Raw genomic sequence first — 16,041 nt, 5'->3', positions numbered from 1 at the left:
CATTGAAATATATTTTTGAAGTATGAGTATTGTCAGCATTTTGGTCAAATAATTCCTTTAATTTTAAGAAATCAAATATATAACAGTAAATTTTTTTATGAGACCACTTAAAATTGTTGTACTTGCAAAGCAAGTCCCGGATACACGTCATGTGGGTCCAGATGCCATGAAACCAGATGGTACAGTAAATAGAGGTAAGCTTGCAACCGTTTTCAATCCAGATGATTTACATGCTCTGGAATTAGCATTAAATATAAAAGACCGTATTCCAGGAACCAAAGTTACAATATTAACAATGGGACCTCAAAAAGCGGCAGATATTGTTCGAGAAGGATATTATAGAGGTGTTGATGATGGAATTATGATTTCAGATAGACGTTTTGGAGGAGCAGATACCTTAGCAACAAGTTATACTTTAGTTCAGGGAATTAAAAAAATAGCAGATTTCGATTTAATTGTTGGAGGTAGACAAGCTATTGATGGCGATACCGCACAAGTAGGACCTCAGTGTGCTGATAAGTTAAATATTCCTCAAGTTACTTATGTAGAAGAGATATTAGAAATAAATGAAGATAAAATTGTTGCAAGACGACGTTTAGAAAAGGGTATAGAAAAAGTGTCTTCCCCATATCCTTGTTTAATGACAGTTCACGGTTCTTCACCTAAATGTAGATCTCGAATTGCAAAAAATGTAATGAAATACAAATACGCAAGAACCAATACTGAAATGAGAAAAGGAGATCCCGTACTTGAAGAATTACATAAAAAGCGACCATATTTAGTTATTCCAGAATGGAGTGTTGAAGATATTGAAGCAGATGTAACCAAAATTGGTTTAGCTGGTTCTCCTACTAAAGTAAAAAGCGTTTCAAGTATTGTGCTAACAGCAAATGAATCTAAAGTATTAACGGATTCGGATAGCGATATTGAAGGAATGATTAAAGAATTAATTAAACATCACACCATTGGGTAGTTGATATAACTTAAAATGAATAAAATGAAAAGTGTATTTGTTTATTGCGAAGTAGAAAATCAAGAAGTAGCAGAAATAAGTCAGGAGTTATTATCAGCAGGAAAACGATTAGCTCAAAAACTTGGTTGTCCTTTAGATGCAATGGTTTTTGGCAAAAACTTAAAAGGAATTGAAAATCAAATATCTCCTTATGGGGTTGATAAATTATTTATTTCTGACGATGCGAGATTAGAACCTTACAAAACCTTGCCACATGCGGCTTTAGCTCATAAAGTATTGAAGGAACAAGATCCTCAAATAGTATTGTTTGGCGCAACTTCAGTTGGTAGAGATTTAGCTCCAAGATTGGCTTCAAAATTAAACTGTGGATTGACAGCTGATACTACCATATTAGATATTGGTGATCATTTTGATAAAAAAGAAAAGAAAGAATATAAAGATTTATTATATGCCATTCGTCCAGCTTTTGGAGGAAGTATAATGGCAAACATTATAAACTGGGATATGCACCCTCAAATGGCAACAGTTAGAGAAGGTGTTATGAAAAAAGAAATTTTTGATGCAAATTATAAAACTCAAATAATTGAAATAAATGCAAATGAAATTTTAAAAGATGAAGATTTAATAGTTGAAGTTATTGAGCGCTATATAGAAGAATCTGGAGTAAATTTAAAAGAAGCACCAATTATTGTAGCTGGAGGATACGGTGTAGGTTCAAAAGAAAACTTTGATTTACTACGAAATTTGGCAAATATTTTAGGTGGTGAAGTTGGAGGCTCAAGAGCAGCTGTTGATGCAGGTTTTATTGATCATAATCGTCAAATTGGACAAACAGGAACCACAGTTCGGCCAAAACTATACATTGCTGCAGGTATCTCTGGAGCTATTCAACATACGGCTGGAATGCAAGATGCTTCTATGATTATTTCAATAAATAATGATCCTGAAGCCCCAATAAATGATATTGCAGATTATGTAATTACTGGCGATTTGGGAGTTGTTCTTCCTAAAATGATTAAATATTACAAGGAAAACGCTAAATAGAGTTATAAAAAGAATTGATGAGTTTGAAATATAACTCCAACCAAAAAATAGAAAAAAATGAATAATTTTTTCACAGACACACCGGATTTTAAGTTTCACCTTAAAGATCCCATTGTGGCTAAAATAGTAAAATTAAAAGAGCAAAATTTTATAGAATCAGAAGAGTTTGATTATGCTCCATTAAATCATGAAGATGCCATAGATTCTTATGAAAAAATATTAGAAATTGTAGGAGATATTTGTGCAAATACTATTTCTAAAAATGCTGAAGGTGTAGATGTAGAAGGTCCGCATTTAGAAAATAATGAAGTAATTTATGCTAAGGGGACTACTGAAGATTATAAAGCATTATACGAGGCTGGACTCGTTGGAATGGCCTTACCTCGTAAATATGGAGGTTTAAATTTTCCTTTGTTGCCTTATGTTATGGCAGCCGAGATGGTTGCTCGTGCAGATGCAGGTTTTGCAAATATTTGGGGATTACAAGATTGTGCAGAAACTATTTATGAATTTGGTTCAGAAGAACAACGAGAAAAATATTTACCACGTTTTAATAGAGACGGAGCAACTGCAGCAATGGTATTGACAGAACCTGATGCTGGTTCAGATTTACAATCTGTAAAATTGAAAGCAGTTTTTAATGAAGAAAAGAATACGTGGATTTTAAATGGTGTAAAACGCTTTATAACAAATGGTGATGCTGATATTTCGTTAGTTCTTGCACGTTCAGAAGAAGGAACAACTGATGCTAGAGGATTATCAATGTTTATTTATGATAGAAACGATCACGCTGTAGAAGTTCGTCATTTAGAAAAAAAATTAGGAATTAAAGGCTCACCAACTTGCGAATTAGTTTTTAAAGATGCACCAGCTGAATTGGTAGGTAAGGAACGTTTTGGTTTGATAAAGTACGTAATGGCATTAATGAATTCTGCGCGTTTAGGAGTAGGAGCTCAATCTGTTGGAATAGCAGATGCAGCATATAGAGAAGCGTTAAAATATGCAGAAGAGAGAGCGCAATTTGGAAAAGAAATTGTAAACTTTCCAGCTGTTTATGAGATGCTAACAAATATGAAAATACGTGTTGACGCATTACGTTCATTACTATATGAAACTACTCGATTTGTAGATGTTTCCAAAGCATATGAGGACACTATGAGTAAGAGAAAACTGGAAAAAGATGAGCGAATGGAAATGAAACACTTTGCAAAATTAGCTAATGTGTTTACACCTTTAATAAAATTAACAGCAAGTGAATCTTGTAATAAAATAGCTTACGACTCTCTACAAATACACGGGGGAACTGGATTTATGAAAGATTTTCCTATTGAACGTATTTATAGAGATGCACGTATTACTTCAATTTATGAAGGTACATCACAACTACAAGCTGTGGCAGCTATTAAGGGGGTTACAACTAAAGTTTTCTTAGAACAAATAAAGGAATATGATAGTATGGTTTCTGATAAAAATTGTGAAATTAGGACTAAGCTTCATAAAATGACTGAAGAATATGAAAACTCGGTTAAAAGAGTAATGGATTTTGAAAATACAGAATTATTAGATTTTCATTCAACTAGATTAGTTGAAATGGCCGGAAACATAATTATGGGATATTTATTGGTTTTAAATAGCCAAAAGGATGATAAGTTTATTAAATCAGCAAGGCTTTATGTAAATTTAGTACGTTCAGAGAATAGAGAGAAATTTGAATATATGGATAATTTTAGATTAGAAAATTTAGAACTGTACAAAGATGTAGATTTAGCAGTATTGCAACATTAATTTCTTATTTAATGAATCTTTTAAAAGCCTGTTTTAATATTTATTAAGGCAGGTTTTACTTTTTATATTGCTATGTTGTTTACCATAAATAAAGTAAATTTGAGACCGTAAAAAATCAATTTGTGAATATTCAGTTTTCAATTATAATTCCAGTTTTCAACCGTCCAAATGAAATCGATGAGCTGTTGGAAAGTTTAACAAAGCAAACTTATGCCCATTCTTTTGAAGTTATTGTTGTTGAAGATGGCTCAAAAAATAAAGCTAATGAAGTAGTTTTAAAATATGTTGAAAAATTAAATGTTCAATATTATTTTAAAGAGAATAGTGGAGCAGGAGAGAGCCGTAATTTTGGAATGCAAAAAGCCACAGGAAATTACTTTATAATTTTTGATTCTGATTGTATTATTCCAGATAATTATTTTAAAGAAGTTGAAAAAGCTTTATTAAAAAAATATACAGATGCTTATGGAGGTGCAGATGCTGCACATCATTCTTTTACAATAATTCAAAAGGCAATAAATTATAGTATGACTTCTTTTTTTACTACCGGCGGAATTAGAGGAAGTAAAAAAGCAATAGATAAATTTCAGCCGCGAAGTTTTAATTTTGGTATTTCTAAACAAGCATTTTATAAAACAGGTGGTTTTAGTAAACTTAAAATAGGTGAAGATATTGATTTAACTTTTCGACTATGGGAACTTAAATTTGAGACTCAATTTATAGAAAAAGCATTCGTATATCATAAGCGAAGAACAACTTTTAAGCAATTTTTTAAGCAAACATTTGCTTTTGGAAATGGTAGACCTTTTTTAAATAGAAAATATCCCGAAACAGCAAAACTAACTTATTGGTTTCCTTCATTGTTTTTAATGGGATTGGTAATTTCTTTTATTTTTTTGATAAATGGAGCGCATTTATTTATTTGTTTATATCTAATTTATTTTTCAATTTTATTTATTGATTCATTAATTAAAAACAAAAATTTTATTGTAGCATTTGTAAGTGTAATTACATCATTAATTCAATTTATTGGATATGGTTTAGGTTTTTTAAAAGGAATAATTATGAAATAATTATAATTATTTTAATAAAAAATCCAGATTAAATTAATTCAATCTGGATTTTTAAAAACGCATTATTTATAAGTTATTCAACCTTTTTTTTGCCTTTTTTAATTTTAATGGTTAATTCATCCTTATCTTTATCAAGATCCATAAATATGGTATCTCCTTCATTTAATTTTGAATTCACGATTTCTGTTGCTAAGGCATCTTCAATATATTTTTGAATAGCACGTTTTAAAGGTCTTGCTCCATATTGTTTATCGAAACCTTTGTCAGCAATATAGTCTTTAGCTTCAGGAGATAAATTTAAATTATAACCTAAACCTTCAATACGTTTTACTAATTTTTTTAATTCAATATCAATAATAGAATGAATATCTTCACGTTCTAACGCATTAAATACAATTACATCGTCAATTCTATTTAAAAATTCTGGAGCAAATGATTTTTTAAGAGCATTTTCAATTACTTTTTTAGCATTTGCATCAGCTTGTTCTTTTTTCGATGCAGTTCCAAAACCAACACCAGTTCCAAAGTCTTTTAATTGACGAGAACCAATATTCGATGTCATTATAATAATTGTATTTCTAAAATCAATTTTTCTTCCTAAACTGTCTGTTATATGTCCATCATCTAAAATTTGTAATAACATATTAAAAACATCTGGATGTGCTTTTTCAATTTCATCTAATAAAACAACAGCATATGGTTTACGTCTTATTTTTTCGGTTAATTGCCCGCCTTCTTCATAACCAACATATCCTGGAGGCGCACCAATTAATCTAGAAATTGCAAATTTTTCCATATACTCACTCATGTCAATTCTAACAAGAGCATCATCATTATCAAATAATTCTGTTGCTAACACTTTAGCAAGTTGAGTTTTTCCAACTCCAGTTTGACCTAAAAATATAAATGAACCAATTGGTTTATTAGGGTCTTTAAGTCCAACTCTATTTCGTTGAATTGCTTTAACAACCTTTGCAACTGCATCATCTTGTCCAATAACTTTCCCTTTAATTAAGTTTGGTAAATCGTGTAGTCTATGACTTTCGGCTTCTGCAACTCTGTTTACAGGAATTCCTGTCATCATAGAAACTACTTCAGCAACATTATCTTCAGTTACAATTTCTCTATTTAATTTAGAAGCTTCTTCCCATTTGGTTTGTTCAACTTTTAATGAGCTTTCAATTCGTTTTTCATCATCACGTAATCTTGCTGCTTCTTCATACTTTTGTCCGTTAACGGCTGCAGTTTTATCTTCCTTAATTTTTTCGAGCTGAGATTCCAAAGCAAGAACTTCTTTAGGAACTACAATGTTTGTAATATGAATTCTAGATCCGGCTTCATCTAAAGCATCAATTGCTTTGTCTGGAAGAAACCTATCTGTCATATATCTGTTAGTTAAGGTTACACAAGCTTTAATAGCATCGTCGGTATAATCTACATTGTGATGATCCTCGTATTTGTCTTTTATATTTTGAAGAATTTGAATTGTTTCTTCAACCGAAGTTGGTTCTACAATTACTTTTTGAAATCTTCTTTCTAAAGCACCGTCCTTTTCAATGTTTGTTCTAAATTCATCTAAGGTAGTTGCTCCAATACATTGAATTTCACCACGAGCTAAAGCAGGTTTTAACATGTTAGAAGCATCTAGTGATCCAGTAGCACCACCAGCACCAACAATGGTGTGAATTTCATCTATAAAAAGAATTATATCTTCATTTTTTTCTAACTCATTCATTAATGCTTTCATACGTTCTTCAAACTGACCTCGGTATTTTGTACCCGCAACTAAACTTGCCAAATCTAAAGAAACAATACGTTTATTAAATAAAATTCTAGAAACTTTACGCTGTATAATTCTAAGTGCCAATCCTTCAGCAATGGCAGATTTACCAACTCCAGGCTCACCAATAAGCATTGGGTTGTTCTTTTTTCTTCTACTTAAAATTTGAGAAACACGTTCTATTTCTTTTTTTCTACCTACAACAGGGTCTAAGTTTCCTTCTTCTGCTAAACGTGTTAAATCACGTCCAAAATTATCTAAAACAGGTGTTTTAGACTTCTTTGCAGCGCCTTGATCTGCTTTTGGTTGGTCAAACGGATTTGGTTTTGGTTTATCAAAATCATCATCCGATTTATTTTCTGCTTTAGGCAAATCTATTTCCTCTTCTAAAAATAGTTGTTTAAAAATAGTTTTAACGTCCTCATAACTAGCATCAAAATTATTTAATAGCTTAGTAGTTGGGTCGTTCTCATTTCTTAAAATGCAAAGCAATAAATGCGCAGTATTTATAGAAGGGCTTTTATACAGTTTAGCTTCTAAAAAGGTTGTTTTTAGAGCTTTTTCTGCTTGCCTTGTTAATCTTAAACTTTTTGAATCGCTTTGAGGTTCAATTACCGAACTAATAGGGCTTAAGCTTTCTATTTTTCTTCGTAAATGATCAAGATTAATATCTAAAGTATTTAATATATCAATTGCTTTACCTTTTCCTTTTCTAATTAACCCTAACATCAAATGCTCCGTGCCAATAAAATCATGACCTAATCTAAGCGCTTCTTCCTTGCTATATGCAATCACATCTTTAACTTTTGGTGAAAAATTATCGTCCATATTTATTATGTTTATACTGTAAATTTAACTGATTTTTTTCTTTTTTTAGTACAAAAATGGAACCACTTTTTTCTTATTATCAAAAAGATATAAAATATATGCATTAAAGTGACTGATTGTCAGTATTGTAAAGCTACTCTTGTGTTGTTGTTTATTGTTAATAAATAATATAAAAACATTGGGTGATTTAGGTTGTAAAAAAGTGAAAAATTGTATATTGCTTTGTTAAATTAAGACACTAAAATAAATTAAAAAACATATGGCAGACGGAGAAAAACTGATTCCAATAAATATTGAAGATGAAATGAAATCAGCGTACATTGATTATTCAATGTCGGTTATTGTTTCGAGAGCATTACCAGATGTAAGAGATGGTTTAAAACCAGTACACAGAAGGGTATTATATGGTATGCACGAATTAGGTATAAAGGCAACAGGTTCCTATAAAAAATCAGCAAGAATAGTTGGGGAAGTACTGGGGAAATATCATCCACACGGTGATACTTCAGTATATGATTCAATGGTGCGTATGGCTCAAGATTGGAGTGTACGTTATATGATGGTTGATGGTCAAGGTAACTTTGGTTCTGTTGATGGGGATAGCCCAGCAGCAATGCGTTATACTGAGGTGCGTATGCAAAAAATATCTGAAGAAATGCTGTCAGATATTGAAAAGGATACAGTTGATCATAAATTAAATTTTGATGATACCTTAAATGAACCAACAGTATTACCAACAAGAATTCCAAATCTTTTAGTTAATGGAGCTTCGGGTATTGCAGTTGGGATGGCTACTAATATGGCACCTCATAATTTAACCGAGGTAATAAACGGAACTTTAGCTTATATTGATAATAGAGATATTGAAATTTCTGAATTAATGCAGCATATTAAAGCTCCAGATTTTCCAACGGGTGGAATAATCTATGGTTACGATGGTGTTAAAGAAGCTTTTGAAACTGGTAGAGGTAGAATTGTAATGCGAGCAAAAGCTACTATAGAAGAGGTAAAAGGTCGTGAATGCATAATTGTTACTGAAATTCCATATCAGGTTAACAAAGCAGATATGATTAAAAAAACAGCTGATTTAGTTAACGAAAAGAAATTAGAAGGAATTGCTAATATTAGAGATGAGTCGGATAGAAATGGAATGCGAATTGTATATGTTCTTAAAAGAGATGCAATTCCAAATATTGTTTTAAATAAATTATTTAAATATACAGCTCTTCAAACTTCATTTAGTGTAAATAATATTGCATTAGTAAATGGAAGACCAGAACAATTAAACTTAAAACAATTAATACATTATTTTGTTGAGCATAGACACGAAGTAGTTGTAAGAAGAACTGAATTTGAACTTAAAAAAGCGGAAGCTAGAGCACATATTTTAGAAGGTTTAATAATTGCTAGTGATAATATTGATGAAGTAATTAAAATTATCAGAGGCTCTTCAAATGCAGATGAAGCAAGAGAAAGTTTAATGGAACGTTTTGAATTATCTGAAATTCAAGCTAAGGCAATTGTTGAAATGCGCCTACGTCAATTAACTGGTTTAGAGCAAGATAAGTTGCGTGCAGAGTATGAAGACATTATAAAATTAATCGCAGATTTAAAAGATATTTTAAGTAACGAAGAAAGACGTTATGATATTATAAAAGAAGAATTAGTAGCAATAAGAGATAAATATGGTGACGATAGAAGATCTATAATTGAATATGCAGGAGGAGATTTATCTATTGAAGATATGATTCCAAATTCAAATGTTGTTGTTACTATTTCACACGCAGGTTATGTAAAACGTACAAATTTAGACGAATATAAAGTTCAAAATAGAGGAGGACGTGGACAAAAAGGTGTAAGTACTAGAAATGAAGATTTCTTAGAACACTTATTTATTGGTACTAACCACCAATATATGTTGTTCTTTACTCAAAAAGGTAAGGTATTTTGGATGCGTGTTTACGAAATCCCAGAAGGAGGAAAAACTTCAAAAGGTAGAGCAATTCAAAACTTAATTAATATTGAGCAAGATGATAAAGTAAAAGCTTTCTTGGTAACCGAAGATTTAAAGAATGAAGAATATGTAAATAGTCATTATATAATTATGGCAACTAAAAATGGTCAAGTTAAAAAGACTTCTTTAGAACAATATTCTCGTCCTAGATTAAATGGAATTAATGCAATTACAATTAAAGAAGAAGATGAATTACTAGAGGCAAAACTAACAACTGGTGATAGTCAAGTTATGTTAGCGTTAAAATCTGGTAAATCTATACGTTTTGAAGAAGGTAAAACAAGACCAATGGGTAGAAATGCTTCTGGGGTTAGAGGTATTACATTATCGAATGATCAAGATGAAGTTGTTGGTATGATTGCTGTTAATAATTTAGAAAGTAACATATTAGTAGTTTCTGAAAATGGTTATGGAAAACGTTCAAGTTTAGAAGATTACAGAATTACAAACCGAGGAGGTAAAGGAGTTAAAACCATAAATGTTACTGAAAAAACTGGTGGTTTAGTTGCAATTAAAGAAGTAACTGATGAAGATGATTTAATGATTATCAATAAATCAGGAATTACAATTAGATTGGCTGTTGGAGATTTAAGAGTTATGGGACGTGCAACTCAAGGTGTAAAGTTAATAAATATTAAAGGTGATGATTCAATTGCAGCTGTAGCAAAAGTGATGCGTGAAGAAGAAGAAGATGTTGAAGAAGGTGAGAATGGCACAGAAATTGAAAAGAATAATGATGAGAATTTAGCTCAAGAATAAATATATTAAGAATAAATCAATCAAGGAATGAAAAAACAACTATTAATTTTGTCAGCTTTTTTAATCAGTATGACAATATTCGGACAAAAAAATGAAATTAAATCTGCAGAGAAGGCGATAAAATCAGGTGATTTTGCTACTGCTATTTCTTCAATTAAACAAGCAGAAGGGTTAATTGGAAATGCTGATCAAAAAACCAAAGCCAAGTTTTATTATTTAAAGTCAATGGCTTTATACAAAAATGGAAATGGTAAAAATGTTGATGCAATTGCATCGGCTTTTAATGAATTAGTGAAATTTGAAAAAGACTCTAAAAAACTTAAATACACTAATGAAATTAATGTATTAAAAAATGCCTTAATTCAAAAAACAGCAGAAAGAGCTAGTGAAAATTATAGAAAAGCAGCAGAATCAAAAGATCCAAAAGATTATGTGAATGCGGCAAAAGGATTTGAGCAAGTTTTTGCTTTAAGCTCTACCGATACCACATTTTTAGATAATGCAGCTTTGGTTTACTACTTAGGAGAGGATTATGAAAGTTCTAAAAATGCATATTCTAAACTTTTAGATTTGAATTATACTGGTATTGCAACTGAATATTTAGCAACAAACAAACAAACTGGAAAAGAAGTTGCTTATCCAGATAAAAAGGCTAGAGCGATGCAGTTAAAACTTGGTTTAGTTGAAAATCCAAGAGATGAGGTGAAAGATTCTAGACGTGAACTAATTTTTAAGAATTTAGCTCAAAATTATTCTAAATTAGAACAAAATGAAAAAGCTTTTGAAACAATTGCAGAAGGAAGAAAAGAATTTCCTGAAAGTTATTCATTATTAATAGATGAGGCAAATATGTATTATAAAGCTGGTGATAACGAAAAATTTAAAGAAAAATTAGAAGAAGCAATTAGTTTAAATCCAACAGAGCCAACACTTTATTATAATGTAGGAGTGATGAATATGGATCAGGGAAATATTGACGAAGCAATTGGTTTCTTTAAAAAGTCAATTGAGTTAAATCCAGAATATGCAGATTCTTACAATAATATTGGTGCAGCTATTATTGAAAAAGCAGGACCAATTATTGAAGAAATGAATAAAAGTTTATCTGATTTTGATAAATATGATAAATTACAAGTTCAGCAATTTGAAATTTATAAAGAAGCTTTACCTTATTATGAAAAAGCTTATGAATTAAAACCAGACAATATTAATGCTGTTCAAACTTTAATGGGATTGTATGAAAATCTTGATATGCAAGATAAATTGACTGCAATTAAGGAAGTTTACGAAAAATTAAAATAAGAATACGAACAAATTATAAAAAAAACCTCTCATTTTTGAGAGGTTTTTTTTATATAATCTTTTTAATTACACGAAGTTTATGAGAGTGTGTTTGGGAATCTAGATTAAAAATTCCACTATGGTCAATCATATCAATTCGTACTTTTCCGTGAGCATGTATAATATAATTATCCTTCATAATAATCCCAACATGAATAATTTCACCTTCATTATTATCAAAAAAAGCCAAATCTCCAGGTTCACTTTCTTCAATGAAACTTAAAACTTCTCCTTGTGTTGCTTGTTGCGAAGCATCACGTAATAATTTATAACCACAAAGCTTATAAACCATTTGAGTAAAACCAGAGCAATCGATTCCAAAAGGTGACTTTCCACCCCATAAATAAGGAGAGTTTAAAAATTTAAAAGCTATTTCAATTAAAGAGTCCTTAGGTAATAAACGGTCAAAAATTTCTCCTTCATAGTGAAAGGAGGTATTGTTAATAAGTAAGTTTTTATTTTGATAAAACGGTAAATTAGATCCAATTAAAACAGTTGAAAACACACCATTTTTATCCGTTACAAAATCAATTAATTCGGCCGATAGGTTAGTAGGGGATTTTTTAATGTTGGAGTATATTTCTTCTGAAATTTCTTCATATTGTTTATTGTCAATCCATCCTTCATAATTATCGAAGGCATTTCTAATTCTACTCCATTTTTTTCTTTTTTCTAAAACTTTAAAGTATTCTCCAAATAAAAGTTGAGTTACCATTTCTGTGGTATCATTAGGCTCTATTCTAACAGGGATTATACTTAAATTACAAATACCGTATTGCATACAATAAAATTACATTTGTTCAATTACAATTGCACTTGCGCCACCACCACCGTTACATATTCCAGCAGCACCAATTTTAGCATTTTTTTGTTTTAATATTGAAGTAAGAGCGATTACAATTCGAGCTCCTGACATTCCAAGCGGATGACCTAAAGAAACAGCTCCTCCGTTTACATTTACTTTTTCTGGATTTAAATTAAGTAGCTTAATATTTGCTAACCCAACTACTGAAAAGGCTTCATTTAACTCATAGTAATCAACCTCATTTTGCGAAATACCAGCTTTTTCTATTGCTTTTGGTAATGCTTTTGCTGGTGCAGTAGTAAAATACTTAGGTTCAAGTGATGCGTCTGCGTAACCTTTTATTTTTGCCAATGGTTTTAAGTTAAGTTCTTTTGCTTTATCTAAACTCATTAAAACAAGTGCTGCTGCTCCATCGTTTAAAGTTGAAGCGTTTGCAGCTGTTACGGTACCATCTTTGCTAAAAACGGGTTTTAATAAAGCCATTTTGTCCTTATTAAAATTTTTGTACTCCTCATCTTCAGAAAATATTAAAGTATCTCCTTTTCTTTGTGGAATTTCAACCGGAACAATTTCATCCTTAAACAAATTATTTTTCCAAGCTTTTGCCGATCGGTTATAAGATTCTATCGCAAAATTATCTTGATCTTCTCTTGTGAAATTATGATCATTAGCACATAAATCACCACAGGTTCCCATATGTTTTTGATCGTAAACATCAGTTAATCCATCAACAAGTAATCCGTCTGAAATAGTTATGTTTCCTAATTTAGTAGCTCTTCTTCCCGACATATAATGAGGTATATTACTCATACTTTCCATACCACCGGCAACAACAATTTCAGCATCACCAGCTTTTATAGTTTGGCACGCAATCATAATAGATTTCATTCCAGATGCACACACTTTATTAATAGTTGTGCAAGGCACAGTATTTGGAATTCCAGCGAATAAAGCCGCTTGTTTTGCTGGAGCTTGTTTTAAACCGGCCGAAATAACATTTCCCATGAAAACTTCATCCACCTTGTTTGGATTTAAATTTATTTTTTCCAAAGCTCCTTTAATAGCAATTGCGCCTAATTTTGTAGCCGAAATTCCAGATAAACTTCCTAAAAAACTTCCAATTGGTGTTCGTGCTACAGAAACAATAACAATTTCCTTCATAATTAAATCTTTCTATGTGCGAATTTAATCAAAATTAAACAATCTTTTAGTTTTATAGGTTAGTTTGTATAACTAATGATTTTTAATTTTAAATTAGACTTTTGACAAATTGTTATAAAATAATATTTTACTGATAGTTAAATAAATAAAAATAGTAATTACAATGAATAAAAAATAAGAGATTGCAAATACTTTTGTAATAATAATTGTTATTTTTGAAATGCAAACAAACACTTCGTGAAAAATATAATTAATAAATTACTTGCCAACCATTCATTAATATACAAGCTTTTTTTATACATAGCAGCTTTAATTGTAGTGGTTTATTTGTTTCCAAAAGGAGGACAATTTAAATACGAGTTTCAGAAAGGAAAACCTTGGGAATATGACAATTATTATGCGCCTTTTGATTTTGCCATTCAAAAATCAGCAGAAGAAATAGCTCTAGAAAAGGAACAAATTTCGAAAGCATCAAAGCACTATTATGAGTTTAATGAGAATACTGTTAATGAGGTTAAAACCGCTATTAATGAGAAAGTTGAGAGTTTATTATCAAATTCGAGTTTAAATGAGGAAGAAAAGAATAAAATAAGAATTTTAGCAGAAGAAGTAAGAAACGAGATTTATGAATTTGGGTATTTAAGTGATATTAATCAATTAAATGATGCGCCTGAAGTAATAACACTAAAAAAAGGAAATAAAAGTCAAGAAATAGAATCCAATAAATTATTTGAATCAAATCAAATATTGAATTTTATAAATTCAAAAATGGGTATTCAGCCATATACACAAGAAGAAAATGCTGTTATGAATATTCTTTATGACGAATTAAAACCCAATGTTACATTTGACGATAGTTTTACTGAAAGAGTTTTACAAGAAAACCTTAGTAAAATATCCTATACAAAAGGTTTAGTTGCTGAAAATGAACGAATAATTTTTAAAGGAGATATTGTTGAAGGTGATAAATTAATAATACTGAATTCAATTAAAAGTGAGTTTGAATCGCAGGTTTGGAGTAAATCCAACTACAATTGGATAGTATTTGGTTATACCATTTTAGTAGCGTTGGCATTTTTAATGTTACTGTTGTTTTTGAAAAAATATAGGGTAGATATTTTTGAGAATAACACAAAAGTTACATTTCTATTTTTTAATATAATTTTAATTGTATTGTTAATTACATTAATAGTAAAGTACGATGCAAAATACATTTATATTGCTCCAATTGTAATATTACCATTAGTTTTAAAAGCATTTTTTGATGCTCGTTTAGGTTTGTTTACTCACGTTTTAACGGTACTATTACTGGGTTTTATTGTTCCAAATAGTTTCGAATTTATATTCTTACAAATAATTGCCGGTATTGTAACAATATTAACCATTTCTGAATTGTATAAAAGAGCAAATTTGTTTATTTCGGTGTTTCAAATTACGTTCGTTTACTTTGTATCTTATTTTGCATTTTCTATAATTCAAGAAGGAAACGCACAAAATTTAGATTGGGAAAAGTATATATATTTTACAATTAATGGTGGGGCAACCCTTTTTGTATTGCCATTAATTTATGTATTTGAAAAACTATTCGGTTTGGTGTCTGACGAGTCTTTAAAAGAGCTTTCCAACACCAATTCTAAACTTTTAAGAGAATTGTCTGAAAAGGCTCCAGGAACTTTTCAACATTCTTTACAAGTTGCCAATTTAGCGGAGGCAGCGGCAAATGAAATTAATGCAAATTCTATGTTGGTTCGTACAGGTGCATTATATCATGATATTGGAAAACTTGTTAATCCAATGTATTTTACCGAAAATCAGTCTACAAACGTTAACCCGCATAATGAGTTAACACCAAAGGATAGTGCTCAAATTATTATAAATCATATTATTGATGGTGTTGAATTAGCAAAAAAGAATAGATTACCAGACAGGATAATTGATTTTATTAGAACACATCACGGAACATCTTTAGTATACTATTTTTATAAAATGGAAGAAAAATTGAGTGGAGGAGAGGTGAATATTAAATATTTTCAATATCCGGGGCCAATACCATTTTCAAAAGAAACAGCTATTTTAATGATGTGTGATTCGGTAGAAGCAGCTTCAAAAAGTATAAAAGAACCTAGCGCTCAGGCATTTGATAATTTGGTAGAGAAGATTGTTAATAAACAAATGGAAGATGGACAATTTATGAATGCGGATATCACTTTTAAGGAATTACAATTGATAAAAAAAGTTTTAAAAAAGAAGTTAAAAAATATTTATCACCTTAGAATTGAATACCCTGAATAAATAATTAAAAAAAATATGAAAAAAAGGATGAAAAATGTTGTGAGAATCCATTTCTAATGTTACATTTGCACTCGCAAAAATACGTTCATAGACATATTTTAGGAGAGGTGCCAGAGTGGTAATGGAGCAGATTGCTAATCTGTCGACGGGTAACTGTCGCCAGGGTTCGAATCCCTGTCTCTCCGC

The 16,041-nt window shown here is 30.5% G+C and carries 10 protein-coding genes and 1 tRNA gene; 8 read left to right on the top strand and 3 right to left on the bottom strand.

Going from position 1 to position 16,041, the window contains the following annotated elements:
- Positions 1–97: 97 nt before the first annotated feature.
- From Q0776_RS08845 to Q0776_RS08830, 4 genes are all read left to right on the top strand, one after another.
- Positions 98–973 carry an electron transfer flavoprotein subunit beta/FixA family protein gene (locus Q0776_RS08845; protein WP_298367188.1) on the top strand — a complete coding sequence of 292 codons (876 nt, stop codon included), beginning with the start codon at positions 98–100 and terminating at the stop codon, positions 971–973.
- Between the two features lie 24 nt (positions 974–997).
- Positions 998–2,017: an electron transfer flavoprotein subunit alpha/FixB family protein gene (locus tag Q0776_RS08840; RefSeq protein WP_298367186.1), complete on the top strand. Its 1,020-nt coding sequence runs from the start codon at positions 998–1,000 to the stop codon at positions 2,015–2,017.
- Positions 2,018–2,074: 57 nt separating this feature from the next.
- Complete coding sequence (locus Q0776_RS08835) at positions 2,075–3,802, top strand: acyl-CoA dehydrogenase family protein (protein WP_298367183.1); 1,728 nt, start codon at positions 2,075–2,077, stop codon at positions 3,800–3,802.
- Between the two features lie 122 nt (positions 3,803–3,924).
- The gene (locus Q0776_RS08830) at positions 3,925–4,875 is read left to right on the top strand and encodes a glycosyltransferase (protein WP_298367181.1); all 951 of its coding nucleotides are present in this window, start codon (positions 3,925–3,927) and stop codon (positions 4,873–4,875) included.
- A gap of 73 nt (positions 4,876–4,948) precedes the next feature.
- Here the strand turns inward: Q0776_RS08830 and Q0776_RS08825 are convergent, their stop codons facing one another.
- Positions 4,949–7,483 carry an ATP-dependent Clp protease ATP-binding subunit gene (locus Q0776_RS08825; RefSeq protein WP_298367178.1) on the bottom strand — a complete coding sequence of 845 codons (2,535 nt, stop codon included), beginning with the start codon at positions 7,481–7,483 and terminating at the stop codon, positions 4,949–4,951.
- A gap of 259 nt (positions 7,484–7,742) precedes the next feature.
- Between Q0776_RS08825 and gyrA the strand changes: the two genes are divergently transcribed.
- Both gyrA and Q0776_RS08815 read left to right on the top strand, forming a co-directional pair.
- The gene (gene gyrA / locus Q0776_RS08820; RefSeq protein ID WP_298367177.1) at positions 7,743–10,256 is read left to right on the top strand and encodes a DNA gyrase subunit A; all 2,514 of its coding nucleotides are present in this window, start codon (positions 7,743–7,745) and stop codon (positions 10,254–10,256) included.
- Between the two features lie 27 nt (positions 10,257–10,283).
- Positions 10,284–11,558: a tetratricopeptide repeat protein gene (locus Q0776_RS08815; RefSeq protein ID WP_298367176.1), complete on the top strand. Its 1,275-nt coding sequence runs from the start codon at positions 10,284–10,286 to the stop codon at positions 11,556–11,558.
- 49 nt (positions 11,559–11,607) lie between these two features.
- Here the strand turns inward: Q0776_RS08815 and Q0776_RS08810 are convergent, their stop codons facing one another.
- Together Q0776_RS08810 and Q0776_RS08805 are read right to left on the bottom strand one after the other, a co-directional pair.
- Positions 11,608–12,378, bottom strand: coding sequence for a C40 family peptidase (locus tag Q0776_RS08810; protein WP_298367174.1), 771 nt, complete (start codon positions 12,376–12,378; stop codon positions 11,608–11,610).
- Between the two features lie 9 nt (positions 12,379–12,387).
- Positions 12,388–13,563 carry an acetyl-CoA C-acyltransferase gene (locus Q0776_RS08805; RefSeq protein ID WP_298367172.1) on the bottom strand — a complete coding sequence of 392 codons (1,176 nt, stop codon included), beginning with the start codon at positions 13,561–13,563 and terminating at the stop codon, positions 12,388–12,390.
- Between the two features lie 237 nt (positions 13,564–13,800).
- Between Q0776_RS08805 and Q0776_RS08800 the strand changes: the two genes are divergently transcribed.
- Together Q0776_RS08800 and Q0776_RS08795 are read left to right on the top strand one after the other, a co-directional pair.
- On the top strand, positions 13,801–15,855 hold the full coding sequence (locus tag Q0776_RS08800) for an HDIG domain-containing metalloprotein (protein WP_298367169.1): 2,055 nt from the start codon (positions 13,801–13,803) through the stop codon (positions 15,853–15,855).
- A 101-nt stretch (positions 15,856–15,956) separates the two neighbouring features.
- A tRNA-Ser gene (locus Q0776_RS08795) sits at positions 15,957–16,040 on the top strand.
- Position 16,041: the final 1 nt, after the last annotated feature.

Origin of the sequence: uncultured Lutibacter sp., assembly GCF_947495725.1 — a bacterium.
Lineage (GTDB): Bacteria > Bacteroidota > Bacteroidia > Flavobacteriales > Flavobacteriaceae > Lutibacter.
Note: the sequence above shows the minus strand (reverse complement) of the source record. Positions and strands in the feature narration are given on the sequence as shown.

Coding starts and splice junctions, on each gene's coding strand:
- Q0776_RS08845 (WP_298367188.1), top strand. CDS start 98: ATGAGACCACTTAAAATTGTTGTACTTGCAAAGCAAGTCCCGGATACA.
- Q0776_RS08805 (WP_298367172.1), bottom strand. CDS start 13,563: ATGAAGGAAATTGTTATTGTTTCTGTAGCACGAACACCAATTGGAAGT.
- Q0776_RS08840 (WP_298367186.1), top strand. CDS start 998: ATGAAAAGTGTATTTGTTTATTGCGAAGTAGAAAATCAAGAAGTAGCA.
- Q0776_RS08835 (WP_298367183.1), top strand. CDS start 2,075: ATGAATAATTTTTTCACAGACACACCGGATTTTAAGTTTCACCTTAAA.
- Q0776_RS08815 (WP_298367176.1), top strand. CDS start 10,284: ATGAAAAAACAACTATTAATTTTGTCAGCTTTTTTAATCAGTATGACA.
- gyrA (WP_298367177.1), top strand. CDS start 7,743: ATGGCAGACGGAGAAAAACTGATTCCAATAAATATTGAAGATGAAATG.
- Q0776_RS08825 (WP_298367178.1), bottom strand. CDS start 7,483: ATGGACGATAATTTTTCACCAAAAGTTAAAGATGTGATTGCATATAGC.
- Q0776_RS08810 (WP_298367174.1), bottom strand. CDS start 12,378: ATGCAATACGGTATTTGTAATTTAAGTATAATCCCTGTTAGAATAGAG.